The organism is Streptomyces sp. NEAU-sy36, assembly GCF_013423905.1.
GTDB lineage: Bacteria > Actinomycetota > Actinomycetes > Streptomycetales > Streptomycetaceae > Streptomyces > Streptomyces misionensis.
Map to the genome: position 1 here is coordinate 331,044 of NZ_CP058977.1, position 25,456 is coordinate 356,499.

The window sequence follows — 25,456 nt, forward strand, 5'->3', positions numbered from 1 at the left end:
CTAGAGGTTGTTCATCGGCTCGATGTCGACGCGCACCGGCGTCCCCCACACGCGCAGCACCTCGTAGTCGGTGAACTCGTGCACCAGCCGGTAGGCCATGGCGGGCCGCGCGCCGCGCCGTTGCGCGGCGAGATAGGCCTCGGCCTCCCGCCGGTCCCGCCGGGGGGTGCCGCACAGCTGCCACTCCTGCCCGTTCCACAGCTCCGGCAGCCACCGCTGCTGGGGCTGCGGGCGGTCCTCCCGGACGCCGTACCGCGAGGGCGCCGAGGCGGCCGGCTGCGCCGGGCCCGGCCGTCCCTGGTACTCCGAGCGGCGGGCCGCCCGGCGCCGGGTCTCGCACAGCAGGCACAGATCGGGCGCGCTCTCGTCCACCGGCCCCTGCGGGTGCTCGGCGCACCGGGTGGCCGGCGCGTTGGTGCCGGCGCTCTCCTCCAGCAGATCCAGCGCCCTGCGCAGATCCGCCCTGATCTCCTGGAGCCGTCCGTCGGGGGTGTCGGCGGCCAGCGCCTCTCCGTGCTCCCCGAGCACCCGAAGGGCCCGGCCGAGGGCGGCCAGCTGGGCGTGGTTCATGGCGGTTCCCGGTCGATAGGCGGCATCCGTGGGTCCTCCCAGTGTCCAGGACGAGGGCCCGCCGTGGTGGACTGGGGCGTGGTGACTTCGAGCAGACGACTGGCCGACGTGCTGGGGCGGGTCAACGACACCTACCCCTGGGATCACAACGCGCACTTCCACCCCTGGCTGCTGCGGCGGTTGCCACGCCGCTTCGGACGGGCCCTCGACGTGGGATGCGGGGCCGGGGAGCTGGCACGGGCGCTGGCCGGGCGGGCGGAGCGGGTGACCGCGGTCGACACCGATCCGGAGATCCTGGAGCGCGCGCGGGAGTCCGGCGGGGCCGTGGCCAATGTCGAGTACATCCTCGGCGCCGCCCCCGACGGGCTGCCGCCCGGCCCCTACGACGTCATCACCTGTGTCGCCGTACTGCACCACCTCCCCTTCACCGAGGCCCTCACCCGGTTCCGGCGGGAGCTGGCCCCCGGCGGGACGCTGGTCGTCGTGGGGTGTGCGCGGGACGAGGACGTGCGGGGGGTGGTCTCCCTGGCGCTCAACCCGCTGTTCGGCCTGGTGAAGAACCGCGGTCGGGCGGCCGTCCGGCGGCCCGTGGGCATGACCGCGCCCACCCGGCAGCCCGGGATGACCTTCTCGGAGATCGCCGGACAGGCCCGTCGGCTGCTGCCCGGAGCCCGGCTGCGGCGGCGGTTCTTCTGGCGGTACACCCTTGTGTGGCAGGCCCCCTGAGCGCCTCGTCGCGGCCGCCAGGCCGAAGAGGTACGTCGTGAGGAAGCCGACCGCGTAGCCGCCGCCCGCGTGGACCGCCGCCGTCGGGCCCGGGCCCCGGTTGCCCGCGAGCGGCGGGAAGCGGGCCCAGCCGGACGGGCCGATCGCGGTCGCGTCGACCCTGGTGCCGAGCATCGCGAAGCAACCGATGAACGCCTCGCCCGCCGCGCCGCCCGCGCGGCCAGCACCCCGAGCCCTCCGAACGCCGTCACCTTCGCCACCCCCGGGTGGACGACGACCGCCGCGACCGCCGCGCCCAGCACCGGCGTGCCGCCGAACTCCCGGGCGGTCTGGTAGCCGACGAGGACCGCGGTCAGCGCCATGAAGGCCCCGGCCACCGTGGACAGCGCCGGGGTCAGGCCGGGGAGCGGGCCGGTATTTCAGGAGCACGCCGTTCAGGCCCGCGAGGGCGCCGCGGCCGGTCAGGGCGGGGACCAGGGGACGAAGGCGTCGGCGACGCGGCGCAGGGCCGCCCCGGGGTGGGCGCAGGTCTGTGCGCCGTCCGCGCCGCCATCTGAGGGGTGACCGCCTCCACCACCCCCGGGCCCCGCACGATCTGGCAGGCACCCCCGTCCGCCACCACCCTCAGCACCCCGGGCACCGCCCGCGGCCCCGTGTCGTCCACGGGGCCGCGTCCGCGAGGGACAGCCGCAGCCGGGTCGTGCGGTGCGGGGCCGCCAGGACGTCGGCGGGGCCGCCGGCATGGGGGAGGGCGGCGGTCGCGGCGGAGGCGGGGGCCTGGTGCGCCCCCGGGCGTGCGGGTCAGCCGCTCGCCCGGGCGAGCGCGGCGCGCAGATGGCCGCCGGAGTCCTCCAGAAGACGGGCGGCCGTCGGGCCGTCCACGTCGGCGAGCAGGGTGAGGATCGCGTTCTTGACCTCGCCGCCGGACTCGGTCAGGGCCCGCTCGATCTCCTCGTCGCCCGCGCCCGTGGCCAGCGCGACGATGCGCCGGGAGCGGGCGCGCAGCTTGGCGTTGGAGGCGCGGACGTCGACCATCAGGTTCCCGTAGGTCTTGCCGAGCCGGATCATCGTGATCGTCGACAGCATGTTCAGCACGAGTTTCTGCGCCGTGCCCGCCTTCAGCCGGGTGGAGCCGGTGATCAGCTCCGGGCCCACCACGACCTCGATGCCGTACTCGGCGGCGGCCGCCAGCGCGCTGTGCTCGTTGCAGGCCAGGCCGATGGTCAGGGCGCCCTGGGCGCGGGCGTGTTCGACGGCGCCGACGGCGTAGGGGGTGCGCCCGGAGGCGGAGACGCCCACCACCGTGTCGTCGGCGGTGAGCTTGAGGGCGTCGAGGTCGGCGCGGGCCAGCTCCGCGGAGTCCTCCGCGCCCTCGACGGAGCTGACCAGCGCCCCGGGGCCGCCCGCGATCAGGCCGACGACCTGGGCCGGGTCGGTGTTGAAGGTGGGCGGGCACTCGGAGGCGTCCAGGACGCCGAGCCGCCCGGCGGTCCCCGCGCCGGCGTAGATCAGCCGGCCGCCGCGTGCCATCCGCTCGGCGACGGCGTCGATGGCGGCGGCGATGTCCGGCAGCCGGGCGGCGACGGCGGCGGGCACGCCGCTGTCCTCGCCGTTCATCAGGCGGGCGATGTCGAGGGTGGGCAGCCGGTCGATGTCGGCGAGTTCGGGGCGGAAGGCCTCGGTGGTCAGCGAGGCCAGCTGGCTGCGCAGGTCTTGGGTGGTCATGGGAGCGGCTCTCTCGGTCTCGGATGCCGGTTCGGGTGCTGGTTTTCCCCCGTGCGGTCGCTCACCTGGAGGCGGAGCGGTGCCGGTGCGCCAGCGCCTCGTACGACGCGGCCAGCGCGGGCGCCGCCGTCTCGTACGTGCGCTGGGCCACTCCCACGAACAGGCAGTCCACCACGAGCAGTTGGCTGGTGCGCGAGGACATCGCGGCCGGCCGCAGCTCGGTCTCCCGTGAGGTGGACGTGGTCAGCACGTGGTCGGCGTACTGGGTGACCGGTGAGTCGGGGCGGCCGGTGATCGCCACCGTCGTCGCCCCGCGTTCGAAGGCGACCCGCAGCGGCTCGATGACGTCCCCCGTCGAGCCGGAGTGGGTGATCGCGATGGCCACGTCACCCGAACGGAGCTGGACGGCGTTGGTCACCGCGAGATGCGGATCGCTGTGCGCGTGCGCTATGAGCCCTATGCGCAGCAGCTTCTGGGTGAGGTCCTGGGCCACGAGCCCGGACGCGCCTATCCCGTACACATCGGTGCGGCGGGCGCCGGCGAGCGCGGTGACGGCCGCGCCGAGCTGGCCGGTGTCGAGCCCGGCCGCGGTGTCGGCGAGGGTCTGCTGCTCCTCGTAGGCCAGCTTGGCGACGACGTCGGCGATGGGGTCGTCCACGGCGATGTCGGTGGTGATGGCGGGCGCGCGCCCGGACTGCTGCTGGGCGGCCAGGCCCGCGAGGGCGAGGCGCAGGTCCCGGTAGCCGGGGTAGCCGAGCAGGCGGGCGGTGCGCACGACCGTGGCCTCGCTGGTGCCGGTCAGTTCGGCGAGGCCGGTGACCGTGAGGGCGGCGCAGCCGGCCGGGTCGCCGGCGACGGCCTCGGCGACGCGCTGCATGGACCGGGTCATCGACGGAGCGAGGGTGCGCACCTTGGCGGCGAGCGAGCCCACGGGACTGCCGAAACTTTCCTTCACGTCCTGGGTCACCTCTGAAAGATATTTTCGGTTCGGTGTCCGGGTCAAGAGTGCGCACAATGGGTCGTATGGAGCCCATCAGTCCCCTTGAACAGGCCCTGCACGCGGCCCGCGCCCTGGTCCTCGCCGATCTGGTCGCCGGCCGGGTCGCGGAGGCCGACGTGGTGTCGCTGGTCGAGGACTCCGTGGCGCAGCGCCGCTGGTGGGTCGAGCAGTGGCCGGACGGCGTGCGCTACGTGGCCGGCCTGGTCGCACAGGACGTGCAGGACGCGCTGCTGGAGCGGTACGGCCGCTGGCCGCTGTGCCCGGCCTGCGGCTCGGGCGACCCGCACGCGCTGGACGTGGAGCCGGAGCTGGGCCCCGACCCGCACTGGGTGTGCCACAAGGCGGGTGTGAAGGTCGCGGCGGTGGGTTCGCTCGCCTCGGCCTTCGGCGGGGCGCCGTCCGCGTGAGGCGTCCGTGACGGTGTACATCGACCCGCCCACCTGGCCGGGGCACGGCCGCCTGTGGTCCCACCTGGTGAGCGATGTGTCGTACGACGAACTGCGCCTGTTCGCCGACGGGCTGGGGGTGCCCCGGCGGGCCTTCGAACGCGACCACTACGACCTGCCGGCGCACCGGTACGCCGACGCGGTGGCGGCCGGCGCGGTGGAGGTCAGCAGCCGCGAAGTGGTGCGGCTGCTGCGGGCGTCGGGGCTGCGGCGGCCCAAGGGGCTGGTGCGGCGGGGGATCTCGTAGGCGCCCCGGGCCCGCACCGGCCCGCGTTCACGCGTGCAGCCCGTAGGCCAGGAGCCGGTCGTCGAGCGCGCCCAGCGGCTCGAACCCGGCGCGCGTGAGGACGTTCTGGGAGGCGGCGTTGTCCTTCCGGGCCCGCGCGTACAGCGTCCGTACGTCGTCGCGGGCCAGCGCCCATCCGGCCAGTGCGCGCAGCGCCTCCGTGGCGTACCCCCGGCCGCGGGCGTCCTCGACCAGGTTGTAGCCGATCTCCACCCGCCCGTCCTCGTCCGGGGCGCCGTGGAAGCCGAGGGCGCCGACCGCGCGGCCGTCCTCGGCGCGGACGAGGACGAAGGAGGTGAACTCGGGCCGGTGGACACCGGCTTCGTACGCCTTCACCAGCATCCGGGCGGCGTCCCGGGTGCCCTCCTCGGGGCCGTCGCCGAGCCAGTCGAAGCCGCCGTCGCCGCCGAGGGCGAGATCGCGGGCGGCGGCCGGGCGGACGCCGGTGAGGGTGAGGCGCTCGGTGGACAGGACGAGGTTGTTGTACCAGCGCCATCCGGTGACCGGGTCCCGGCCGGGCAGCTCGCCGCGGCCGGTCGCCCACAGCAGGGTCGGCCAGGGCTCCGGGCCGGGCTGGACGTGCGGGAAGATCGTTGTCAGGACCGACTCGGCGAGTTCGGCGGGCGGCTCGTAGGCCAGACCGAGGCCCTCGGCCATGTCGTGGGTGTGGAGCAGGACTTCGGCGACGCCCATCGCGGCGAAGCCGTGGCGGTCGGCGGCGCGGAACGGGTAGGGGTGGAAGGCGCGGACGTCCGGCGGCGCGGTGGCCACGGCGGCGGCGAGCAGCGCGCCGGTGGCCTCCAGGACCTGGAGCAGTCCCGCGTTGCCGGTGCCCTCGTCCGGCTTCAGCTCGAAGGGTATGTAGGCGTCCCGTGCGCGTCCGGCCAGGTTGGCGGCGTACGCCACGAGGTCGTCCGCGACGTGCACGGCGGTGGTGTGGCAGTCCCACTCCACCCGCCCGGCCCGCACGCCGTGCCAGTCCCGCCCCACCGCCTCCCGCAGTACGGCCACACACCCGGCCACGGCCTCGTTCACCTGGTCGCCGCTCATCGCTCGCATGGCCGCACCCTAGAGGGCGGCCACGGTCAGGGCGAGAGCATTTCCAGTTCGGCGGCGAGGTTGTAGCGGGCCGTGGCCTCCCAGTGCTCCCGGCCGTACGGCGTGCGGAACAGCCGCGGCAGGGCCAGGAGTTGGCGCAGGATGTCGGAACGCCCCTGGTGGAAGGCGTCGTTGGGGACGAAGTGGTACTCCTCGCGGACCTCGGCGGTGTAGACGGCGTACGCCGACGGGGGCGCGGCGAGGATCGCCAGGTCGGCGTCGCACAGCACCTGGCCGTCGCGGTCGTCGTCGGCCGGGTCGTGCGTGACGGTCAGCCGCACGAGCCGGGCCACCTCGGCGGTCTTCGCCTGCGGCACCCCCGCCTCCGGCAGGGCCCGCTCGGCCAGCCGCGCCGACCGCTCCTCGTTCTCCGAGCGCTCCGGCAGATAGACGGCGTCGTGGAACCAGGCGGCCAGCCGTACGACGTCCGGATCGGCCGCGTACCGCGCCAGCGTGTCGACGTGGTCGAGGACCGCGGTCAGGTGCGCGAGCGTGTGGTAGCGGCGCTGGGGCTCCTGCCAGCGGGCGAGGAGGTTGTCGGCGTAGGGCGCGGGGTCCGGCCCGCCGCCCGGGGCGCGGGCCGCCTCCAGGGCGCGGGCGAAGCGGGTGCGGAGGGCGTCGAGGTCGGCCATGGGCCCATTCTCGCGTTCGGGCGGTGCGGGCGGGGGATGGCACCCTAGCTTGGGCGCATGACTGATCTGCGCGAGGGACGGGATCCCGAACTGCCCGGGCGGCTGCTGACGATCGAGCGGGACGCCCTGATACCGCTGCTGCGTGCCCGGCCCGCCGCCGACTTCGCCCTGCCGGTGCCCGCGTGTCCGGGCTGGACCGTGCGGGATGTGCTGGCCCACTGTTCCGCCGTGCTGAGCCGGGTGGTGGAGCGGCGGTTCGAGAAGGGGGTGTTCTCGCCGGAGGCCAACGACCGGGACATCGCCGAGCGCGCCGCATGGACCGACGGCCAGGTGGTGGACGAGCTGGAACGCGGGATGACCGAGGCCGGCGCGGTGCTCGCACGCGGGGACGGGCGTCTGGACGCCGTCGCCCTCGGCGAGTGGGTGCACGCGGGGGACGTCCGGGAGGTGCTCGGCGCGCCGGGCGCGTACGCGGGCGCGGGCCTGCCGTACGCCCTCGATCTGCTGGCCCGGTACACCCGTGTGCTGGACCACGTGCCCCTCCACGCCGACCTGGACGAACTGGACGAGCCGCTGCGGCTGGGCGCCACCGCCCCGGGTGCCCCGCCCGCGCGCTACATCGGCGACGCCCCCACCCTCGTACGGCTCTACTCGGGCCGTTCGGTCGACGGCCGCGGGTACGAGCTGGCGGGCGCGACGGTGGCGGAGCTGAACGTGTTCGGCTGAGCGGCGGCCGGGCGGTTTCCCGGTGGCGTACTGGCGCCTTCCCGTCGGCGTACCCTTAAATTGGACTAGACCTTTAGTCGGATCTTTGGCCGCGATGAATGGGGTGCCATGAGCAAGCGTGCAGTCCTGGAGGTGATCGCCCTCGACATCGAGGACGCGGTCGCCGCCCAGGCCGGGGGTGCGGATCGCCTGGAGCTGGTCACCGAGATGGCGGCCGACGGGCTCACCCCGTCCGCCGCCACCGTCGCCGGCATTCGCGCCGCCGTGGACATCGAGCTGCGCGTGATGCTCCGCCTGGCGGACGGGTTCGCGGCCGGTGCCGTGGAGCGGCTGCTCCGCGTGGCGGACGAGATGCGGTCGGCGGGCGCCGACCAGTTCGTGCTCGGCTTCCTCGACGCGGACGGCGCGGTGGACCTGGCCGCCGTGGAGCGGGTCGTCGCCGCGCTGGACGGCTGCCGGTGGACCTTCCACCGCGCCATCGACCGCGCCGCCGACCGCGACGCCCTGCGCAAGCAGCTCGCCGATCTGCCCGGCCTCGACACCTACCTCACCGCAGGCTCCGCCACCGGCGTGGACGAGGGGCTGCCCACCCTGCTCGCCGAGTTCGGCCGCCAGGGCGAACCCGGCTACGACCAGACCATCCTCGTCGGCGGCGGGCTGCGCCTGGACCACGTCCCGCCCCTGCTCGCCGCCGGCCTCGACGCCTTCCACATCGGCGGCGCGGCCCGCCCCCAGGGCTGGCGCGGACCGGTGTCCGAGGCATCCGTCAAGGAGTGGCGCCGGGTCCTGGACGGAGCGGCCGGCTAGGACCTCACCGGGCACCGGGCACCGGGCCCGGGACGCGCCGCGTGAGCCCTGCCCCGACGCGGGCCGCCCCGCCCCCGGCCGGGAGACCAGTACGGGAGCGGGGCGGTCAGGGTGCGCCGGGCGGTCGTCAGTCGACGTCCACCGGGCCGTCGTCCGACTTCTTGTTCTTGCCCGAGTGCAGCTGGAGCAGGCTGTTGTTCCGGTTCTCCTCGGTGCGGTGGCCGTCGGACTCCTGGCTGCCGAGGTTCTGCCGGACGGAGTCCAGGATGGTCAGGCCCTGGGAGACCAGGCCGGCCGCGATCTCGCCGAGGCCGTCCGCGCCGTTCAGGACGTTGACGTTGGCGCCGGACAGACCGCCGGCCGCCTCCTTCACGATCTGCGGCAGCTGGTCGATCAGCATCCGGTCCAGCGCGACCCGGTCGTACGAGGCCGCCGCCTCCGCCTGGATCTTCATCCGCTGGGCCTCCGCCGCCGCGAGGATGCGCACCCGCTCCGCCTCCGCCTCGGCCGGCTTCACGACCTCCGCCACCAGCTGCTTCTGCCGCAGCAGCGCCTGCCGCTCGGCCAACTCGGTCTGCGCGTCCAGCACCTCCCGCTGCGCGTGCGCCTGCGCCAGCGGACCGGCCTGCGCCGCCTGCGCCTGCGCACGGTCCACCTCGGCCGAGTACTCGGCCTTGACGACGGCGGTCTGCCGGGCGTACTCCGCCTGCCGGCGGGCCGCCTCCTGCTCCGCCTCCACCGCCGCCTGTGTGGCCTGCGCCTGCGCGATCTGCGCCTGGCGCTGGATGGCCGCCTTGTGCGGGGCGGACATCGCGTCGATGTAGCCGGTGTCGCCGTCGTCGATCGACTGGATCTGGAGCGAGTCCACGATCAGGCCGATCTTGGCCATCTCGGTCTTGGAGGTGTCCAGCACCTCCGCGGCCAGCTTCTGCCGTTCGGTGACGATCTCCTCGACGGTCATCGAGCCGATGATCGCGCGCAGGTGGCCGGCGAAGATCCGGCCGGTGAGCACCGACATCTGGTCCTGGTCGGAGAGGAAGCGCTGGCCCGCGTTGATGATGCTCTCGTGGTCGTTGCCGACCTTGAAGGCGATGACCGCGCGCACGTGCAGGGCGATGCCCTGCTTGGTCACACAGGTCTCGGTGACCTCCGACTCGCACATCGCGAGGGAGAGGAAGCGGGTCTTGCGGAAGAACGGCACCACGAACTTGCCGTGGCCCGTCACCACTCGGAACGGCGCGCCCCCCAGTCCCCGTCGCCCGCCCGAGATCAGCATCGCCTCGTCGGGCGCGGGTACGCGGTATCCGAACATTTTCTCGTACTCCTCAGCAGGCGTCGGCGGCGCCGCCGCCGAGCGCGTCCAATGGATCGGCCCACTCGATGACGCCGACCGCGCGAGAACCCCGTGATTCGATCACGAGGACCGTCGCGCCCGGCGGAAGGGGCTCCTCCGACCAGGCGAGGAACGTCTCGGAACCGCCTCTGACCCGGACCAGGATCTCGCCCGGTCCCGCGGAGCCACGCGTTCCGATGAGGACCTTCCCCGTGCAGCCGATCACGGCCTCGTCCTGCGGCATCACCGGCCGTCCTCCCTCGCCCTGGCCTCAGGATTCCGACGATAGCCCCAGTCGGGCCGGGGACCAACGGGTGGGAGGGAACGGCCGTGTACCGGTCTAGACGAGTTGCTCCGGCAGGGGTGCCGCATGGGTCACGACCAGTCCGGAGACCGCTCGGGTGAGGGCCACGTACAGGCGCCGCAGCCCGGTCCGCTCGTCCGGTTCGCCGTCCACCACGGCCTGCGGCTCGTCGAGCACCACGTAGTCGTACTCCAGGCCCTTGGCGAGCGAGGCCGGCACCAGGGTCAGCCGGGTCTCGCGGGTGGTCTCCTCGCCCGGCGCCAGGTACCCGATGCCCGCCGCCGTCAGCGCCTCGGCCAGCGCCGGGATCCGGGCATCGGCGGCGATCAGTCCCGTCGAGCCCTCGTTGCGCAGCAACTCATCGCAGGCCGCGACGACTTGCTCCGTGGTGTCGATCGGGCGGACCTCGAAGAAGCCCGGGTTCTCACGGACGGAGGCGACCGGGGTCAGACCGGGCGCGATGTGCGGGAGCAGCCGGGAGGCGTACGTGATGACGTCGGTCGGCACACGGAAACCGGCCGTCAACTCCTCGATGACACCGTCCGGTTTGCCCAGGTGGGCCAGCGCCTCGTGCCAACTCCGCGTCGCCCAGGGCGTCGTGCCCTGCGCCAGGTCGCCCAGCACGGTGGCGCTGCCCGTGGTGCAGCGGCGGCCCACCGCGCGGTACTGCATCGGGGAGAGGTCCTGCGCCTCGTCCAGGACCACGTGCCCGAGCGAGTGCGTGCGCTGGATCAGGTCGGCCGCCTCGTCGATCAGCACCGCGTCCGCGGCCGACCACTTGGCCGACTTCACGCTGCGCGCGGGCTTGGCCCACAGGATCGTCTTCTGCTCGTCCTCGTCCAGGACGCCCTCGGCGTGCTCGGCGAGGAACTCCGGCTCGCAGAGCAGCCGCAGCACCAGCTTCGCCGGGTCGACGGCCGGCCAGATCGCCTTCACGGCCGCCTTCACCGCGCTGTTGCGCGCCACCGCGTCCTGCACCCGGTCGTCCGGTGCCTCGCCGGCCCGCTCCATCTGCACCAGCACCGCGTGCGCGATCCGCTGCGGCAGGGCCTCGCGGGCGGCGCCGTACCGGATGTCCCGGTCCAGCAACTGCCGGACCAGCTCCTCCAGTTCGTACGCCGGAACCCGCCAGCGCCGCGACCCGCGCACGACCACCACGGGCTCGGTCGGCATGGTCACGTACGAGTACAGGGCCCGGCGCAGCACCTCGGCCATCCGGGCGTCGCCCTTGACCACCGCGGCGGCCGCCTCGTCGGTGCCGCGCACCTCCACCTGCGCCACCAGGTCGTCCACGGTGGCCTGCTGCACGGACAGCTCGCCGAGGGCCGGCAGCACCTGTTCGATGTAGTGCAGGAACGACTTGTTCGGGCCGATGACCAGGGTGCCGGTGCGGGCGAGGCGCTCCCGGTGCGCGTACAGCAGGTACGCCACGCGGTGCAGGCCGACGGCGGTCTTACCGGTGCCGGGACCGCCCTGGACGCAGACCGTGCCGCCCAGCCCGCTGCGGACGATCTCGTCCTGCTCGGGCTGGATGGTGGCGACGATGTCGCGCATCGGGCCGACGCGCGGGCGCTCGATCTCCTGCTGGAGCAGCTTGCTGGTGGTGGCCGCCTCGGCGGGGTCGGACAGCCGCTCGTCCTCGTACGCGGTCAGGTCGCCGCCGGTGTAGCCGAAGCGGCGGCGCAGCCCGATGTCCATCGGGTCCTTCTTCGAGGCCCGGTAGAACGGCTGGGAGACCGGGGCGCGCCAGTCGATGACCATGGGGTCGCCGTCGGCGTCGTGCACGTGCCGCCGCCCGATGTAGAACTGCTCGCCCTGCGCGCCCTCGGCCTGCTCCGCCCCCGGTGCGTGCAGGTAGTCGAGCCGGCCGAAGAACAGCGGGGTGTCGCTGAGGTCGGCCAGCGCCTTGATGCGGTCGTCGATCTGGCGGCTGAGCACTTCGGCGTTGACCCAGTTGGCGGTGACGTCCCGGATGTCCAGCGCCTCCACGTCCTCCCGCATGGCGCGCAGGGCGGCGCGGGATTCGGCGAGGTGCGAGCGCTCGCGGGAGAGGGGGTCGACGGCCTGGTCGTGGGCGGACGTGGACAAGGGGGTGCCTCCGGTGGTCCTGCTACGGGCGGTACGACGGTGACGAGGTCGTGCGGGACGACGTGCCGTCCGGTTTCCGGCCGGACGGCGGCACTCCGGGGAGGGGAGGCGGGCAAGGGGGAGGATTGTAGTGAGGCGCCGTGGCGAACGCCAATGAATATCCCGCGGCCGGTCCGGCCGGTCCGCGGGCCGCCGCGGACGGCGCCGGGCCTGCGTCAGTCCTCCCGGTCCGGCTCCCACAGCCGCACCAGGGCCCCGTCCCCGGAGACCGTGTACCAGGCGCCGTCCCCCGCCGGGCGGGCGGGCCCGGAGACGGGAACGGGGTAGGAGATCTCGCCGCGAAGGGGCATCTCACGCGCGTCGACCAGCCAGTGGCGGGCGCCGCCGTACCGGGCGTCGCACTCGGAGGTCCCGGCGATCAGGGTGTCCTCGTCGACGAAGGCCGCGTCGTGGTCCCAGTGAACCCGGCCCTCGCCGGTGCTCCCCGGGTGGTCCGGCACGGTGCCCTGGGCGTCCAGTTCGCGCAGCACCGAGCCGTCCTCCGTCCGGTGGAGGGCGAGGGACCACTGCCCGGTGTCGACGGTCAGCAGGCGCCGGCCGGACGGGCTCGCCGCGAGGAGGATCCGCTCGACGCCGATGCGCTCGGCGGCCAGCCGCCGCCCGTCCCAGTGTCCCCACAGCACGGGCGACCCCTCCTCGCCCTCGCCGACGCTCAGCCCCATCCGCGCGGGGTCCGGGCGCGGGGTGTGCTCCGATCCGGACGCCACGGTCATGGTCCGCGCACGCCCCGGCACCCTGCCGTCCGCGGCGTCCAGGACCACCCACGGTTCCTCGTCGCCGGCCGAGGACGCGTCCAGGTCGACGGCCACCACCTCGGTGTCGCCTCGCTGTACGAGGAGCCTGCGCCCGGGCAGGTGCAGCACCCGCGGAGCCTGTGCGGCCGCGGGGTCCAGCGGAGCGGCGACGGTGGTGACGAGACGAGCGGCGATGGTCACCGTTTCCCTAGGGGACGGGTGCGGGCCGGAGTAGGGGCGGGGTCCACCCGGGGGCGTAGGCGGCGGCTCGGGGAATTGGGCCTGTGGGCCGATACCCCCGCGAGGCGGACGGTTCCACCATGGAGACATGAGCGCAGCAACCGTTTCCCCCTCCTCCGCCCGGCCCCCGGCCGGGGCCACGGCCGTGGACGGCGCCCCGCGTCACCTCCTCGGCAGCGCCCTGCGCGCCCTGAAGGTGTTCGCCGAGGCGGCGTTCGGCGTGGTGATCCTCGGCGAGTACGGCGAAGAGGCTGGCATACGCCGGGCGTGACGGCGCCCGCCCCCGTGCCGGTCAGCCCTCCGTCTCCGACAGCAGTTCGTCGGCGTCCATGATCCGGTAGGCGTAGCCCTGCTCGGCCAGGAAGCGCTGGCGGTGGGCGGCGAAGTCCTGGTCGATGGTGTCGCGGGCGACGACCGAGTAGAAGTGGGCCTGGTGGCCGTCGGCCTTGGGCCGCAGCACCCGGCCGAGCCGCTGGGCCTCCTCCTGGCGGGAGCCGAAGGTGCCGGACACCTGGATGGCGACCGTGGCCTCGGGCAGGTCGATGGAGAAGTTGGCGACCTTGGACACCACCAGCACGTTGATCTCGCCCTCGCGGAAGGCGTCGAACAGCTTCTCGCGCTGGGCGTTGGAGGTCTCGCCCTTGATGACCGGGGCGTTCAAGTGCTCGCCCAGTTCGTCGAGTTGATCGATGTACTGGCCGATGACGAGGACCTGCTGGCCCGCGAACCGGCGGACGATCGCCTCCGTGACCTTCCGCTTGGTGTCCGTGGTGGCGCAGAAGCGGTACTTCTCCTCCGTCTCGGCCGTGGCGTACGCCAGCCGCTCGGACTCCGTCAGGTTCACCCGGACCTCGACGCAGTCGGCGGGCGCGATGTAGCCCTGCGCCTCGATCTCCTTCCAGGGCGCGTCGAACCGCTTGGGCCCGATCAGGGAGAACACGTCCGACTCGCGGCCGTCCTCGCGCACCAGCGTGGCGGTCAGCCCCAGCCGCCGCCGTGCCTGGAGATCGGCGGTGAACTTGAAGACGGGAGCCGGCAGCAGATGCACCTCGTCGTAGACGATCAGACCCCAGTCCCGGGAGTCGAACAGCTCCAGGTGCGGATAGACGCCCTTCCGCCGGGTGGTCAGCACCTGGTAGGTCGCGATGGTGACCGGGCGGATCTCCTTGCGGGTGCCGCTGTACTCGCCGATCTCGTCCTCGGTCAGCGACGTCCGCTTCACCAGCTCGTGCTTCCACTGCCGGGCGGAGACGGTGTTGGTGACCAGGATGAGCGTGGTCGACTTCGCCTCGGCCATGGAGGCCGCGCCCACCAGCGTCTTGCCCGCGCCACAGGGCAGGACGACGACACCACTGCCGCCGTGCCAGAAGTTCTCCACCGCCTGCCGCTGGTACGGCCGCAGCGCCCAGCCGTCCTCGTGCAGCTCGATGGGGTGCGCCTCGCCGTCCACGTAACCGGCGAGGTCCTCGGCCGGCCAGCCGAGCTTCAGCAGCGTCTGCTTGATCTGCCCGCGCTCGGAGGGGTGGACCACCACGGTGTCGGGGTCGATCCGGGCACCGACCAGCGGGGCGATCCGCTTGGACTTCAGCACCTCCTCCAGCACCGGCCGGTCCGTGGTCGTCAGGACCAGTCCGTGCGCGGGGTGCTTGGAGAGGGTGAGGCGGCCGTAGCGGTCCATCGTCTCGGCGATGTCCACCAGCAGCGCGTGCGGCACCGGATAGCGGCTGTACTGCACCAGCGCGTCCACGACCTGCTCCGCGTCGTGCCCCGCGGCCCGCGCGTTCCACAGGCCGAGCGGTGTCACCCGGTAGGTGTGGATGTGCTCGGGGCCCGCTCCAGCTCGGCGAACGGCGCGATGGCCCGGCGGCAGTCGTCGGCGCGCTCGTGGTCGACTTCCAGGAGCAGGGTCTTGTCGGACTGGACGATCAGTGGACCATTCACGCGCGGTACACCCTTTCCACTACGGCCTCCCACTACGGCCAAACGTCCAGTGTGCCCCATCCGGCGGCGATCACGGAGGGCCGCGGGCGCCACGCGGGCCCGGGTGCCGGTCCAGGCTCACTCCCCGGCGAGTTCCGCCACCCCCGTGATGCGGTGCAGCGGGTAGGTGCGCACCTCGTCGGCCGTGTGGTCGTACGCGGTCACGAAGCCGCCCTCCACCCGGACCGGGGCGATGACGCGCTGGCTGGCGGCGCCCTCGGCGTTGACGTAGCCGATCCACAGGGACTCCCCGGTGAGCACCGCGGCCTGCACGGTGGCGAGGGTCTCGGCGGAGGAGGTGCGGGGCAGCTCGCCGGCCGCCGGGTCGGCCCCGGCCGGTTTGCGGGGGGCAGTGGCGGCCAGGTCGCCGGCCCGGATGGCGCGGATCGCGGCCGTGAGCAGGGTGGCGTCGGGCGTCGGCGGTCCCTCCGGCACCGGCTCCGGCGCGGTGCGGGGCGGGGTGCGGTGGGCGTGCGCGCGGGCGATCAGGACATCGCCCTCGGCGGACTCGGCGGCGGGCGCGAAGCCCATCGCGCGCAGTCCCTCCAGCAGGGCGGCCGGGTCGGTCTGCGCGGCCAGCACGGTGGGGGCGAGGCGGCGCAGGCGCAGGGCGGCGGCGCGCTTGTCGGCGAGGATCTCGTTCAGCAGGGCGTCGTCGTCACAGCGGACGTACGCCGAGGCGGCGCCCACCCGCAGATGGCCGTGTCTGCGGGCCACGTCGTCGATCAGGTAGGCGAGCGGCTGCGGGACCGGGGTGCGCGAGTGCCGGGCGAGGAAGTCGTGCAGGTCGGCGGCGGTCCGCCCGGCGTCCAGCGCGCGCCGCACCGACCCCGGGGTGAACCGGTACACGGTCGCGCCGCCCTTGGACTCCACGTCCGCGAGCACCCCGAGCGTCTCGGCGAGCGGCCGCTCCAGCGGGCCCGGCGCCACCGCGGTCAGATCCGCCTGGAGCAGTACGTGGTCCAGGGGCTCGGGCAGCAGCGGCGCGAGGACGCGGGCCGCGGCCGCGGCGGCGGTGGCCTGCTCGGCGGGGGAGAGAAGGGCGGGCGGCGGGGGCTGCGGCGTCGTGCGGTGGTGGACGGGGAGCTTGTCCCCGGGGCCGCTGGGCTCGCCCGTCCCGGCCGGGCCGCCCGCGTCGGCGGTACCGGCGGGGCCGCCCGGTGCCGGTGCCCCCAGCAGGGCCCGGCCGTGGGCGGACAGGGCGCCCCGGCCCGTGACCCCCAGCAGTTCCGCCTCCGAGAGGGTCCAGCGGGCGAGGCGGGCGCGGAGGTCCTCGGTGCCGCCCTCCGTGCCGGTCCGGGCGGTGGACGCGGCACCGCGCAGGGGGCGTTCCCAGCGCAGCCGGGCGAGGACCGAGTCCGGGTCGGGGGCGGTGCCCGCGGGCAGTCCGGCCAGCAGGGTCAGCACCCGGTGCCGCACCTCGGGCGCGGCCGAGCGGTCCAGGCCCGGGCCGAGCGCGGAGAGTGTCCGGTCCTTCGCGTCCCGGCCACCGACCAGACCGGACGTCCGGGTGCCCGTCAGCCAGGCCTGGGCGAGCCGCGCCCAGCGCTCGGCCGGTGGCCGCTCCAGCCACTCGTCGTAGAAGGGGGTGGCGGCATAGCGTTCGTCGGCCTCGCCGTCGGAGGCCAGCAGGCCCGCCGCGTAGGCGAGTTCGACCCAGAACGCGGCGACCGGCTCGGGCGCGTCCAGGGCGATGGCGGTCCGCTTCAGATCGCGCACGCTCAGGCCCCCGGCCCGCAGCACCGCGGGCCCGCCCTCGTTCCAGTCCGCCAGCAGCTCCTCGACGGTGGCGAGGGCGGTGTGGGCCTGCCCGGCGGCCGTAGCGTCCACAACCTGTGGACGGTGGGCGGCGGCCGGCTCCACCGCCGGCGGCAGCGGCTCGGGCTCGCGGTGGGCGCGGCCCGCGCGCAGATGCAGGGCCACCTCGCGGGGCAGTACGACGGTGCCCGGAGCGGTCGGCAGCAGCAGCCCCCGGTCCAGCAGCCAGCGCAGATGGGCGGCCGGTTCCGGGGTGACCTGCCCGTACGGCGGCCCCCACACCAGCCGGGACAGCACCTCCCGGGAGGCGTCCGGGGCCCCGGCGAGCAGCCGGGACATCTTCTTCCGGTCGGTGAACAGGGCGGTCAGCGCGGCCACCGCCGACACCGAGTCGTGTGTCGAGGCCAGCCCCGCGGTGGTCACGATCTCCTGGATCCGCCCCGGGGACATGCCCGAGGTGGCCTCCGACACGGTGGGCCCCAGACCGGTCGGCGAGGGGTGCTGCGCGGAGGGCGCGAGCAGTTCGCGGGCGGTGCGCACCAGGCGCAGCCGTTCGTCGTCGCCCCACACCAGCGCCTGTTCGCGCAGCGTGCCGAGGGCGCGGGGCAGCGCGGCGGCCACCGTCTCGTCCCCGGCGTCCCCGGCCATCAGCCCGAGCAGGGTGGGGTAAGGGGCTGGGTCCGGGGCCACGGCCAGCGCCTGTGCGGTCTGGAGCGCGAACCGGTCCAGCCGCTCCAGCGCCCGCAGCACCGAGGCCCGGGTGCCGGCCCGGGTGGCCAGCTGGGTCAGATCGGTGGGGACGGGCGTGATGAGGTCCGGGCGGCTGCGCAGCAGCGCGGCCAGGGAGGCGTCGTCCCTGGCGCGGAGGGCCTCCGCGAGGGACCGAGGGGCTGGGTTGGCCTCTTGGCTCATCCGGCCAACGGTAGCGGGTTGTCCGCGGCGGTTCAGCCGTGGCGGGGGCGGCCCGGCTCTGCGCTACCGTCCTCACGGGGTTTCAGTCGGCGTCACCCCGGAGGGATTCCGTGGGCATCGAAAGCGACAAGGTCGTCTACGAGTACCTGAGCCGCGTCGGGGACATCGCGCAGCAGCGGCAGCTGCCGTCGTCCGCCCGGATGCGGCTGGTGTCGGAACTGCGCAACGAGATCGACCGCGACCGGGCCAGGGCCACGGTGGACAGTCCCGCCGCCGTCCGCCGCATCCTGGACCGGCTGGGCACCCCGGACGAGGTGGTCCGGGCCGCGGGCGGCTCCGGCGGCACCGGCACGGCCGGGCCGCCGGCCGCCGTACCGGCGCAGCCCGCGGCCCCCGAGCGGGCGGCGCGCCCCGCGGCGGCCGAGGAACAGCTCCCGAAGCTGCTGCGCCGGGTCGTGCCCCGGCCCCGCTCCACCGAGCCCCCGGCCGCGCCGGAGCCGTCCGTGCCGAAGGACGCCCCGTCCCCGCCGCACACCGCCCCCGCGCACGAACTGGGGGACACCGCCCTGCCGCCCGACTGGTGGCGGGTGGCCGACGGCCCCTTCGCCGGCGCCGGGCGTGGCGCGCTCCCGGAGACCGACGAGGTGCCGGGTTTCGTCGGCGGCGTGGAGATCCCCGATCTGCTCAAGCGGCCCCCGCACGAGACGGAGCGGGCGCGCGAGCCGGAGAAGGAGGCGGAGGAGGAACCCGGGGAGAAGGCCGCCGAGGCCGCCCCCGCCCGCCGCTTCGGCCTGTTCCCGCGCCGCGCCCCCGCCCCGGCGGACGACGCCCCGGCCCGCCGTCTCCTCCCGGGCCCCGCGGGCGGCTGGACCAACCCGCTCCTCCTGCTGGCCGCCGCCGCGCTGGTCGTCGGCGCCGTGCTCGGCAACTGGTTCGCGCTGCTGGCGGGCTGGGCGGTCGCCTACACCTCGCGGCGGCTGTCCCCCGCCGAGGCCAAGTGGGCGGTCCTGGTCCTGCCCGGCACCGCCGCCGCGGCGGGCCTGGTGTGGCTGTGGGGACGGCAGAGCGGCCGCTGGGGCGACCCGATCGCCCACGGCCAGATGGGCGACGCCGTCTCCCAGACCTGGCCGTGGGTGGTGCGCGGCGCGGCCGTCGCCTCGGCGCTGTACCTGGTGTGGCGCTCACAGCGCCGCGGCTGATCGCCCCGGCGGGGGACGCGGGTCACGGGAACGGAGGATGGGGAGCGCCCCGGCCACCTGGCACCATGTTCCCCATGGCCTCCCTCACCGTCGGCTTCGACCTCGACATGACCCTCATCGACTCCCGGTCGGGCATCCGCGCGTGCTACCTGGCGCTGGCGGAGCGCACGGGGACGTACATCGACGCCGATCTGGCGGTCACCCGGCTCGGCCCGCCGCTGACGGACGAACTGGTGAACTGGTTCCCGGCCGAGGAGGTGCCGGCCGTGGCGGAGCTGTACCGGGAGATGTACGCGTCGATAGCCATCGCGGCGACGCCCGCCATGCCCGGCGCGCGTGAGGCCCTCGCCGCGGTGCGCGCGGCCGGCGGCCGGACCATGGTGGTCACCGCCAAGTACCGGCCCAACGCCGAGCTGCACCTGACCCACCTGGGCATGGAGCCGGACGTCGTCGTGGGCGACCTGTGGGCCGAACAGAAGGCCGAGGCGCTGCGCGAGCACGGCGCGGGGGTCTACGTGGGCGACCACATCGGGGACGTGCGCGGGGCGCGTACCGCGGGCGCGCTGTCGGTCGCCGTGGCGACCGGCCCCTGCCCGGCGGACGAGCTGCGCGCGGCCGGGGCGGACGTCGTCCTCACGGACCTGTCCGCCTTCCCGCAGTGGCTGGCCGGCTACCGCGACGGTCAGCGGGAGGCCGCGGCCTCCCGCGCCTGACGCCGCCCGGCGGCGACCGACCGCAGCACGCCCGCGCCGGCCACGAGGAAACCGACGCCCATGAGCATGCTCAGGCCGTACATGTAGGTCGGAAACGGCTTGCTTCCGATGAACAGCGGGATCACGGTGACCAGGGCGGCCAGGGCACCGATGAAGAACACGATGGCACCGGCGCGGATCAGTCCGTCACCGGGCCCGGCGGAATTCGCTTGGGTTTTGTCACGCACCGGACCAGGGTAGTTCCTGCGCGAGAGAACGACCGGGGGACGTCTTGTCACCGGGTCCAAGACCATTAGCCTTGGTAGCAGCGGGTCACGGACGACCCGCTCTAGTGCTATCAAGAGCCGTTTCCGAAGCAGTTTTCCCGACGAGTACGAGGACGAGGACAGACGTGCCTACCGGCAAGGTCAAGTGGTTCAACAGCGAGAAGGGCTTCGGCTTTCTCTCCCGCGACGACGGCGGTGACGTCTTCGTCCATTCCTCGGTTCTCCCCGCCGGAGTCGATGCGCTCAAGCCGGGACAGCGTGTGGAGTTCGGCGTGGTCGCCGGTCAGCGCGGCGATCAGGCGCTTTCGGTGATCGTGCTCGACCCGACGCCCTCCGTGGCCGCCGCCCAGCGCAAGAAGCCCGACGAGCTGGCCTCGATCGTGCAGGACCTGACGACCCTCCTCGAGAACATCACCCCGATGCTGGAGAAGGGCCGTTATCCCGAAAAGACCTCCGGCAAGAAGATCGCCGGCCTGCTCCGCGCGGTCGCCGACCAGCTGGACGTCTGACCCCGCCGGTTCGTCCGGCTCCCGTCAGGGGAACGCGAGCGCGTCCGGGCCGAGGGGCGGTACCAGCCCCTCGGCCGCCGCACGGGTGAGCAGCCCGCGGATCGCCGCGTAGCCGTCCTCGCCGAGGTCGGCGGTGAACTCGTTGACGTACAGCCCGATGTGCTGGTCGGCCACGGCCGGGTCCATCTCCTGGGCGTGCGCCATCACGTACGGCCGGGAGACCTCCGGATCGTCCCAGGCGGCCCGCACGGAGGCGCGCACCGAGTCGGCGAGCCGGGTCAGCGCCTCGGCGCCCAGCGACCGCTTGGCCACGATCGCGCCCAGCGGGATCGGCAGCCCGGTGGTCCGCTCCCAGTGCTCGCCCATGTCGGCGAGCTTGTGCAGCCCGTAGTTCCGGTAGGTGAAGCGGGCCTCGTGGATCACCAGCCCGGCGTCCACCTTGCCGTCCCGCACGGCCGGCATGATCTCGTGGAACGGCATGACCACGATCTCGCCGACGCCGCCCGCCCGTCGCCCACCACCACCCTCAACCGAGGGCCCTGCGGGCCCGCTCCTTTCGATTCCGACCGTGTCGGCCGCCCACAGCCGGAACAGCAGATAGGCCGTCGACTTCTCGCTGGGCACCGCGACCGTACGGCCCGTCAGGTCGGCGCCGGCCTCCTTCGTGAGCACCAGCGGCCCGCAGCCCCGGCCGAGCGCGCCCCCGCACGGCAGCAGCGCGTACTCGTCGAGGACGTACGGCAGGACGGCGTACGACACCTTCAGCACGTCGAACTCGCCGCGCTCGGCCATGCCGTTGGTGATGTCGATGTCGGCGAAGGTGACGTCCAGCGCGGGCGCGCCGGGGACGCGGCCGTGGGCGAGGGCGTCGAAGACGAAGGTGTCGTTGGGGCAGGGCGAGTACGCGATCTGCAACTGCTCACTGGTCATGCGGTTTCCAACTCTCCAATGCGGGCGCGAGCTTCCCGAAGGCCGCGGTGAGGGCGGCGAGGGCGTCGCCGATGCGCCAGGCGGCGCGGTCGCGGGGGCCGACCGGGTTGGAGACCGCGCGGATCTCCAGCACCGGCACGCCCTGGGCGGCGGCGGCCTCGGCGACGCCGAAGCCCTCCATGCCCTCGGCGAGCGCGCGGGGGTGCCGGGCGCGCAGCGCGGCGGCGCGGTCGGCGGTGCCGGTCACGGTGGACACGGTCAGCGCCGTGCCGGTACGGGCTCCGGTGGCTTCGGCCACGGCCCGTACGAGTGATTCCGGCGGGTGGTGGGTGACGGTCCCGAAACCGAGTTCGGTGACCGGCACAAAGCCGTCGGCGGTCTCGGCACCCAGGTCGGCCACGGTGATGGCGTCGGCGACGACGAGCGAGCCGAGCGGCGCCCCGGGCGCGAAACCGCCGCCGATCCCGGCCGAGACGACCAGGTCGTAGGGGGCGCCGTCGAGGGCGGCCGCGGTCAGCGCGGCGGCGGTGGAGGCGGCGGCCCGGGCCGGTCCGACCCCGGCGGCGAGCAGATCGACCACGGCGGTGGCCGGGGAACCGGCGGCGGTGGCCGTACGGCGGAGCACCGCGCCCGGGAGCGGCAGCTCCTGGGCCGGTTCGGGGAACGCCTGTGCCACCGCGTCCCGTTCGGCCGGGACCGCGGTGGCCACGAGGACACGTGCGGACGTGGTGATCAGGCCTTCTTCTTCACCTTGAAGGACCACACGCCCTGGGTCGCCTTGGAGCCCATCTGGATCACCACGGAGTTGGTGTCGCCGCCGGTGTTGTACCGGCTGTTGAAGAACGCGTCGCTCGGCAGCGTGCGGTACGTCGAGGTGTTGTAGTTGATGAACGGCTGACCGTTGATCAGCATGGCCCACCCGGCGTCCGCGATCTTCGGGTCCACGCCGATGCGCAGGGTGTCGACGTCGCTGAGCGAGATCGCCTTGGCCTCGTCGACCTTCTTGGCGCAGGTCTTCAGCGAGGCGGCGGTCAGGTTCTTGCCGTCGTTGTAGCAGAGGGCCTCGGAGTGGACCGTGTCCCCGCCGACGGTGAGCGACGCGACGGGGGTCGGCTTGGAGCAGCCCGACAGGACGAGCAGTCCGGCGGAAACGGCGCCGGCGGCGGCGACGGCGCGGCGGCGTCGCACAACGGATTGCAGCGTGGTCATGGCCGAAGGCTATCGGGCGCCCGGAGCCGTCCGGCCACGTGGGGTGCGGCGTGCCCGGTTCGTTACGCCAGTCGTGTCCGCGACAACCCGGCCGTGTCCGGGTCGTCACCCCCCGTCACCTCGCCCGCCGCTTTCACGCCATCCGGGCCCGGCCGCCGTGGCGCGCCGAGTGGACCAGGCCGCGCAGCGTGCTCAGCCAGCCGACGGCCACGAACGCGGCGCCGACCAGCAGCCCGACCGTGCCGTTGAGCGGCATCACGATGCCGACCGCGCCGCCGAACACCCACGCCATCTGCAGCAGCGTCTCCGAGCGGGCGAACGCCGAACTGCGCACCAGTTCCGGCACGTCCCGCTGGATCAGCGCGTCCAGCGCCAGCTTGGCCAGCGCCTGCGCGAACCCGGCGGCGGCGGCGAGACAGGTCACCAGGACGGCCCCGAAGAAGAGCGCGGCCACGATCGCCGCGCCCAGGACCACCGCGATGACCGTCACGATGATGATCTCCGGGGCGCGTGATCTCAGCCACGCCCCCACCGCCGTGCCCAGCGCGTTGCCCGTACCGGCCGCGACGCCCACCAGCCCCAGCGAGACCGCCGCGCTCTGGCCGGTCAGCGGGTGCTCGCGCAGCAGGAAGGCGAGGAAGAAGATCAGGAAGCCGGACAGGCAGCGCAGGGCGGCGTTGGCGGCCAGGGCGTGCGTCACGGTGGCCCCCACGGCCCGCAGCACCGGCCGCTTCCCCTGCCGCTTGCGGGACGGCCCCCGCGGCGGGCCGGCCGCGAGCAGCGCCACGTCCTCGCCCCGCGCCGAGTCCACCTTGGGCGGCAGCGAGAAGGACAGCGCGGTACCGCCCACGAAGATCAGGAAGGCGCCGTACAGCGGCCAGGGGTCGCCGAGCCGGTGCAGCCCCGCCGCGATCGGCGCGGCCACCCCGGTGGCGAGCAGCCCGGCCAGCGTCACCCGGGAGTTCGCCTTCACCAGCGAGAACCGGGGCGGCAGCAGCCGCGGTACGACGGCGCTGCGCACCACGCCGTACGCCTTGGAGGCGACCAGCACGCCGAGCGCGGCGGGATACAGCCCCAGGCTGCCGGTCGCCACCGCGCCCGAGATCACCAGCGCGAGCAGCGCCCGTGCCAGCATGGCCGCCGCCATCGCGGCCCGCCGCCCGTGCGGCAGCCGGTCCAGCAGCGGGCCGATGACGGGGGCGAGCACGGTGAACGGCGCCATGGTGATCGCCAGGTACAGCGCGACCCGCCCGCGCGCCTCGTCGGTCGGCACCGAGAAGAACACCGTGGAGGCCAGCGCCACGGTGATCATGACGTCCCCGGCGCCGTTCACGGCGTGCAGCTCGATCAGCTTGCCGAGGCCCGACTCACCAGCGCCGTGCGCGTGCGTGGCCCGGCGGATGCCGCGCGCGGCACCGGTGACGGGGAGGTGCAGGGCACGCCCGACGGACCGGACGGCGCCGCCTCCCCGGCGGACACCGCCACCCCGAACCCCACGCTTGTCCGCGGTCGCCACGAGGTTCATAGTGCCCCGAGAACCCTCCGGATAGTGCGGATACGGCACGTATGGCGGCGAACCGCACCCGCCGGACCGGCGAGAGGGGCGGGCCGGGTGGGGGAGAATGCCGTCGAGCGGCAACGAATCCTGTTCGGTGTAGCGTGCGTATCTCAGCCATAACGCAGAATGGATGGCAGAGGTGCGCCCAGCGCGCGGATGCAGACGTCGATGCGGTCCTGAGGTCCGCTCCGTCGGCCAACCCCGCCGGAGGCAGCCGCCTTGACGAGACGGCGTAGGAGAGAAGCGATACCTGTGAGCGCAGCGACAACGCGAAGCCGCACCCCCGACCGTCTGTGCGCCGAGGCGGTCGACCTCGCCCGGGGCGCCGCGGAGGAGGCGGCCGCGCCCGGTGTGGTCGGCGAGCACACCGGACTCGTCTCCGAGGGCGACCGTGTTGTCACGCACTTCTTCGAGTGCCAGGAGCTGGGCTACCGGGGCTGGCGCTGGGCCGTCACCGTGGCCCGCGCCTCCCGCGCCAAGATCGTCACGCTGGACGAGGTGGTGCTGCTGCCCGGCCCCGACGCCCTGCTCGCGCCCGAGTGGGTGCCGTGGAGCGAGCGGCTGCGTCCGGGCGACCTCGGCCCCGGCGACCTGCTCCCCACCGACCAGGACGACCTGCGCCTGGAGCCCGGCTACACCGGCGAGGAACAGCCGCCGCCCAACTCGGTGATGTCCGAGGAGATGGCCGAACTGGCGGACGCCGAGGACGCCGACGTCACCCCGGGCGCGCCCGCGGCCCAGCCGACGGCTCCCTCGCGCGGCTCGATCGCCGCGGTGGCCGAGGAACTGGGCATGCGCCGGGCCCGCGTCCTGTCCCGGTACGGCCTGCACAGCGCGGCCGACCGCTGGGAGGAGGCGTTCGGCCCGAAGACGCCGATGGCCCAGGCGGCCCCGGCCACCTGCATGACCTGCGGCTTCCTGACGCCCATCGGCGGCTCCCTCGGCCAGGCCTTCGGCGTCTGCGCCAACGAGTTCGCCCCGGCCGACGGCCGGGTGGTCTCCCTCGCCTACGGCTGCGGCGGCCACTCCGAGGCGGCGGTCATGCCCAAGCCCCCGCAGCCCGCCCCGCCGGTCGTCGACGAGACCCGCGTCGAACCCTTCCCGCTGCACCCGGCCCGCGACTCCGGTTCGGTCCCGGAGGCGCCGGACGAGGAGACCGCCGAACTGGGCCACTCCTGACCGTGGTCCGGCTCGCACGGGACGCCGACCTGCCCGCCTTCCTCGCCCTGGCGGCCGAGGTGGAGCACTGGTTCGGCCCGATGGTGGACGACCCCGGCTTCACCGACGCCGTGCGGCGGGGCATCGCCGGTGCCACGGCCCTGGTCGCCGACGGGCCCGGCCCGCTCGGCGCCCTCCTGTTCGGCGGCACCGCCCCGGTCCACAAGGTGCACTGGCTGGTCGTCAGCGAACGGGCCCGGGGCACGGGTGTGGGCCGCGCCCTGCTGGCCGAGTCGCTGCGGCGGTTCGTGCGGCCCCCGGCCACCGTGGAGGTCGTCACCTTCGGCCCGGACCACCCCGGAGCGGTGACGAGCGGCGCCCGCGCCTTCTACACGGCCCTCGGCTTCACCCCGGGCGAGCCGGCCGCCCCCGGCCCGGAGGGCGGCTCCCGGCAGGTCTACCGCCTGCGGGTGTCCTGACCCGGCGGGC

26 protein-coding genes and 1 pseudogene are annotated in these 25,456 nt (G+C 74.4%); 11 read left to right on the forward strand and 16 right to left on the reverse strand.

Annotation, left to right across the window (positions count from 1 at the left end):
• Window positions 1-570, reverse strand: coding sequence for a hypothetical protein (locus HZZ00_RS01545; protein WP_180330522.1), 570 nt, complete (start codon window positions 568-570; stop codon window positions 1-3).
• A 78-nt stretch (window positions 571-648) separates the two neighbouring features.
• Here HZZ00_RS01545 and HZZ00_RS01550 point away from each other — a divergent pair, with 78 nt between their 5' ends.
• Window positions 649-1,296, forward strand: a complete 648-nt coding sequence (locus HZZ00_RS01550; RefSeq protein WP_180330523.1) for a bifunctional 2-polyprenyl-6-hydroxyphenol methylase/3-demethylubiquinol 3-O-methyltransferase UbiG — start codon at window positions 649-651, stop codon at window positions 1,294-1,296.
• Between the two features lie 801 nt (window positions 1,297-2,097).
• Here HZZ00_RS01550 and murQ read toward each other — a convergent pair.
• Together murQ and HZZ00_RS01560 are read right to left on the reverse strand one after the other, a co-directional pair.
• On the reverse strand, window positions 2,098-3,021 hold the full coding sequence (gene murQ / locus HZZ00_RS01555; RefSeq protein ID WP_180330524.1) for an N-acetylmuramic acid 6-phosphate etherase: 924 nt from the start codon (window positions 3,019-3,021) through the stop codon (window positions 2,098-2,100).
• Window positions 3,022-3,082: 61 nt separating this feature from the next.
• Window positions 3,083-3,988, reverse strand: coding sequence for a MurR/RpiR family transcriptional regulator (locus HZZ00_RS01560; RefSeq protein ID WP_180330525.1), 906 nt, complete (start codon window positions 3,986-3,988; stop codon window positions 3,083-3,085).
• 56 nt (window positions 3,989-4,044) lie between these two features.
• Here HZZ00_RS01560 and HZZ00_RS01565 point away from each other — a divergent pair, with 56 nt between their 5' ends.
• Window positions 4,045-4,428: a hypothetical protein gene (locus HZZ00_RS01565; RefSeq protein WP_070024007.1), complete on the forward strand. Its 384-nt coding sequence runs from the start codon at window positions 4,045-4,047 to the stop codon at window positions 4,426-4,428.
• 7 nt (window positions 4,429-4,435) lie between these two features.
• Window positions 4,436-4,714, forward strand: coding sequence for a DUF4031 domain-containing protein (locus HZZ00_RS01570; RefSeq protein ID WP_146466870.1), 279 nt, complete (start codon window positions 4,436-4,438; stop codon window positions 4,712-4,714).
• Window positions 4,715-4,741: 27 nt separating this feature from the next.
• On the opposite strand, the gene HZZ00_RS01575 is transcribed toward HZZ00_RS01570, so the two are convergent.
• Both HZZ00_RS01575 and HZZ00_RS01580 read right to left on the reverse strand, forming a co-directional pair.
• Complete coding sequence (locus HZZ00_RS01575) at window positions 4,742-5,812, reverse strand: GNAT family N-acetyltransferase (protein ID WP_257585604.1); 1,071 nt, start codon at window positions 5,810-5,812, stop codon at window positions 4,742-4,744.
• A gap of 26 nt (window positions 5,813-5,838) precedes the next feature.
• A complete protein-coding gene (locus HZZ00_RS01580) occupies window positions 5,839-6,483 on the reverse strand; it encodes a hypothetical protein (RefSeq protein WP_180330526.1) in 645 nt (214 codons plus the stop codon).
• Between the two features lie 57 nt (window positions 6,484-6,540).
• Here HZZ00_RS01580 and HZZ00_RS01585 point away from each other — a divergent pair, with 57 nt between their 5' ends.
• Window positions 6,541-7,209: a maleylpyruvate isomerase family mycothiol-dependent enzyme gene (locus HZZ00_RS01585; protein WP_180330527.1), complete on the forward strand. Its 669-nt coding sequence runs from the start codon at window positions 6,541-6,543 to the stop codon at window positions 7,207-7,209.
• Window positions 7,210-7,317: 108 nt separating this feature from the next.
• Window positions 7,318-8,016, forward strand: coding sequence for a copper homeostasis protein CutC (locus tag HZZ00_RS01590; protein ID WP_180330528.1), 699 nt, complete (start codon window positions 7,318-7,320; stop codon window positions 8,014-8,016).
• Window positions 8,017-8,143: 127 nt separating this feature from the next.
• Here the strand turns inward: HZZ00_RS01590 and HZZ00_RS01595 are convergent, their stop codons facing one another.
• The 4 genes from HZZ00_RS01595 to HZZ00_RS01610 form a co-directional block, all read right to left on the reverse strand.
• Window positions 8,144-9,328, reverse strand: coding sequence for a flotillin family protein (locus tag HZZ00_RS01595; RefSeq protein ID WP_180330529.1), 1,185 nt, complete (start codon window positions 9,326-9,328; stop codon window positions 8,144-8,146).
• Window positions 9,329-9,341: 13 nt separating this feature from the next.
• Complete coding sequence (locus HZZ00_RS01600; protein ID WP_070024484.1) at window positions 9,342-9,593, reverse strand: hypothetical protein; 252 nt, start codon at window positions 9,591-9,593, stop codon at window positions 9,342-9,344.
• 96 nt (window positions 9,594-9,689) lie between these two features.
• Window positions 9,690-11,741 carry a UvrD-helicase domain-containing protein gene (locus tag HZZ00_RS01605; RefSeq protein ID WP_180330530.1) on the reverse strand — a complete coding sequence of 684 codons (2,052 nt, stop codon included), beginning with the start codon at window positions 11,739-11,741 and terminating at the stop codon, window positions 9,690-9,692.
• 215 nt (window positions 11,742-11,956) lie between these two features.
• Window positions 11,957-12,736, reverse strand: coding sequence for a hypothetical protein (locus HZZ00_RS01610; RefSeq protein ID WP_180330531.1), 780 nt, complete (start codon window positions 12,734-12,736; stop codon window positions 11,957-11,959).
• Window positions 12,737-12,863: 127 nt separating this feature from the next.
• On the opposite strand from HZZ00_RS01610, the gene HZZ00_RS01615 reads away from it, so the two are divergent.
• Window positions 12,864-13,046: a hypothetical protein gene (locus HZZ00_RS01615; RefSeq protein ID WP_180330532.1), complete on the forward strand. Its 183-nt coding sequence runs from the start codon at window positions 12,864-12,866 to the stop codon at window positions 13,044-13,046.
• 21 nt (window positions 13,047-13,067) lie between these two features.
• Here HZZ00_RS01615 and HZZ00_RS01620 read toward each other — a convergent pair.
• Both HZZ00_RS01620 and HZZ00_RS01625 read right to left on the reverse strand, forming a co-directional pair.
• Window positions 13,068-14,716 (reverse strand): annotated as a pseudogene (locus tag HZZ00_RS01620) (DNA repair helicase XPB).
• Between the two features lie 117 nt (window positions 14,717-14,833).
• On the reverse strand, window positions 14,834-17,425 hold the full coding sequence (locus tag HZZ00_RS01625) for a helicase C-terminal domain-containing protein (RefSeq protein WP_180330533.1): 2,592 nt from the start codon (window positions 17,423-17,425) through the stop codon (window positions 14,834-14,836).
• A 110-nt stretch (window positions 17,426-17,535) separates the two neighbouring features.
• On the opposite strand from HZZ00_RS01625, the gene HZZ00_RS01630 reads away from it, so the two are divergent.
• Together HZZ00_RS01630 and HZZ00_RS01635 are read left to right on the forward strand one after the other, a co-directional pair.
• Complete coding sequence (locus HZZ00_RS01630; RefSeq protein WP_180330534.1) at window positions 17,536-18,624, forward strand: hypothetical protein; 1,089 nt, start codon at window positions 17,536-17,538, stop codon at window positions 18,622-18,624.
• Window positions 18,625-18,689: 65 nt separating this feature from the next.
• Window positions 18,690-19,337 carry an HAD family hydrolase gene (locus HZZ00_RS01635; RefSeq protein ID WP_180330535.1) on the forward strand — a complete coding sequence of 216 codons (648 nt, stop codon included), beginning with the start codon at window positions 18,690-18,692 and terminating at the stop codon, window positions 19,335-19,337.
• On the opposite strand, the gene HZZ00_RS01640 is transcribed toward HZZ00_RS01635, so the two are convergent.
• Window positions 19,307-19,564 (reverse strand): hypothetical protein, encoded by a 258-nt coding sequence (locus tag HZZ00_RS01640; protein ID WP_180330536.1) that lies wholly within the window; start codon window positions 19,562-19,564, stop codon window positions 19,307-19,309. The two genes, HZZ00_RS01635 and HZZ00_RS01640, sit on opposite strands and share 31 nt — an antisense overlap.
• A gap of 164 nt (window positions 19,565-19,728) precedes the next feature.
• Between HZZ00_RS01640 and HZZ00_RS39005 the strand changes: the two genes are divergently transcribed.
• The gene (locus HZZ00_RS39005) at window positions 19,729-20,112 is read left to right on the forward strand and encodes a cold-shock protein (RefSeq protein WP_180330537.1); all 384 of its coding nucleotides are present in this window, start codon (window positions 19,729-19,731) and stop codon (window positions 20,110-20,112) included.
• A 24-nt stretch (window positions 20,113-20,136) separates the two neighbouring features.
• Here the strand turns inward: HZZ00_RS39005 and HZZ00_RS01650 are convergent, their stop codons facing one another.
• The 4 genes from HZZ00_RS01650 to HZZ00_RS01665 all read right to left on the reverse strand — a co-directional run bounded on the left by HZZ00_RS01650 (window position 20,137) and on the right by HZZ00_RS01665 (window position 23,776).
• Window positions 20,137-21,042 (reverse strand): 1,4-dihydroxy-6-naphthoate synthase, encoded by a 906-nt coding sequence (locus HZZ00_RS01650; RefSeq protein WP_180330538.1) that lies wholly within the window; start codon window positions 21,040-21,042, stop codon window positions 20,137-20,139.
• Window positions 21,032-21,751 carry a futalosine hydrolase gene (locus HZZ00_RS01655; protein ID WP_180330539.1) on the reverse strand — a complete coding sequence of 240 codons (720 nt, stop codon included), beginning with the start codon at window positions 21,749-21,751 and terminating at the stop codon, window positions 21,032-21,034. The genes HZZ00_RS01650 and HZZ00_RS01655 overlap by 11 nt, the downstream gene beginning before the upstream one ends.
• A gap of 23 nt (window positions 21,752-21,774) precedes the next feature.
• Complete coding sequence (locus tag HZZ00_RS01660; protein WP_180330540.1) at window positions 21,775-22,251, reverse strand: DUF2771 domain-containing protein; 477 nt, start codon at window positions 22,249-22,251, stop codon at window positions 21,775-21,777.
• A gap of 133 nt (window positions 22,252-22,384) precedes the next feature.
• A complete protein-coding gene (locus HZZ00_RS01665; protein WP_180330541.1) occupies window positions 22,385-23,776 on the reverse strand; it encodes an MFS transporter in 1,392 nt (463 codons plus the stop codon).
• A 285-nt stretch (window positions 23,777-24,061) separates the two neighbouring features.
• On the opposite strand from HZZ00_RS01665, the gene HZZ00_RS01670 reads away from it, so the two are divergent.
• Window positions 24,062-24,988 carry a DUF3027 domain-containing protein gene (locus tag HZZ00_RS01670; protein ID WP_180330542.1) on the forward strand — a complete coding sequence of 309 codons (927 nt, stop codon included), beginning with the start codon at window positions 24,062-24,064 and terminating at the stop codon, window positions 24,986-24,988.
• A complete protein-coding gene (locus tag HZZ00_RS01675; protein WP_180333344.1) occupies window positions 24,985-25,446 on the forward strand; it encodes a GNAT family N-acetyltransferase in 462 nt (153 codons plus the stop codon). The genes HZZ00_RS01670 and HZZ00_RS01675 overlap by 4 nt, the downstream gene beginning before the upstream one ends.
• Window positions 25,447-25,456: the final 10 nt, after the last annotated feature.

Excerpts from the sequence above, each read along its gene's own strand:
- HZZ00_RS01615 (WP_180330532.1), top strand. The coding sequence starts at position 12,864 with ATGAGCGCAGCAACCGTTTCCCCCTCCTCCGCCCGGCCCCCGGCCGGG.
- HZZ00_RS01660 (WP_180330540.1), bottom strand. The coding sequence starts at position 22,251 with ATGACCACGCTGCAATCCGTTGTGCGACGCCGCCGCGCCGTCGCCGCC.
- HZZ00_RS01545 (WP_180330522.1), bottom strand. The coding sequence starts at position 570 with ATGAACCACGCCCAGCTGGCCGCCCTCGGCCGGGCCCTTCGGGTGCTC.
- HZZ00_RS01580 (WP_180330526.1), bottom strand. The coding sequence starts at position 6,483 with ATGGCCGACCTCGACGCCCTCCGCACCCGCTTCGCCCGCGCCCTGGAG.
- HZZ00_RS01575 (WP_257585604.1), bottom strand. The coding sequence starts at position 5,812 with ATGCGAGCGATGAGCGGCGACCAGGTGAACGAGGCCGTGGCCGGGTGT.
- HZZ00_RS01585 (WP_180330527.1), top strand. The coding sequence starts at position 6,541 with ATGACTGATCTGCGCGAGGGACGGGATCCCGAACTGCCCGGGCGGCTG.
- HZZ00_RS01590 (WP_180330528.1), top strand. The coding sequence starts at position 7,318 with ATGAGCAAGCGTGCAGTCCTGGAGGTGATCGCCCTCGACATCGAGGAC.
- murQ (WP_180330524.1), bottom strand. The coding sequence starts at position 3,021 with ATGACCACCCAAGACCTGCGCAGCCAGCTGGCCTCGCTGACCACCGAG.
- HZZ00_RS01565 (WP_070024007.1), top strand. The coding sequence starts at position 4,045 with ATGGAGCCCATCAGTCCCCTTGAACAGGCCCTGCACGCGGCCCGCGCC.
- HZZ00_RS01650 (WP_180330538.1), bottom strand. The coding sequence starts at position 21,042 with ATGACCAGTGAGCAGTTGCAGATCGCGTACTCGCCCTGCCCCAACGAC.
- HZZ00_RS01600 (WP_070024484.1), bottom strand. The coding sequence starts at position 9,593 with ATGCCGCAGGACGAGGCCGTGATCGGCTGCACGGGGAAGGTCCTCATC.
- HZZ00_RS01635 (WP_180330535.1), top strand. The coding sequence starts at position 18,690 with ATGTTCCCCATGGCCTCCCTCACCGTCGGCTTCGACCTCGACATGACC.
- HZZ00_RS01595 (WP_180330529.1), bottom strand. The coding sequence starts at position 9,328 with ATGTTCGGATACCGCGTACCCGCGCCCGACGAGGCGATGCTGATCTCG.
- HZZ00_RS01665 (WP_180330541.1), bottom strand. The coding sequence starts at position 23,776 with ATGAACCTCGTGGCGACCGCGGACAAGCGTGGGGTTCGGGGTGGCGGT.
- HZZ00_RS01625 (WP_180330533.1), bottom strand. The coding sequence starts at position 17,425 with ATGAGCCAAGAGGCCAACCCAGCCCCTCGGTCCCTCGCGGAGGCCCTC.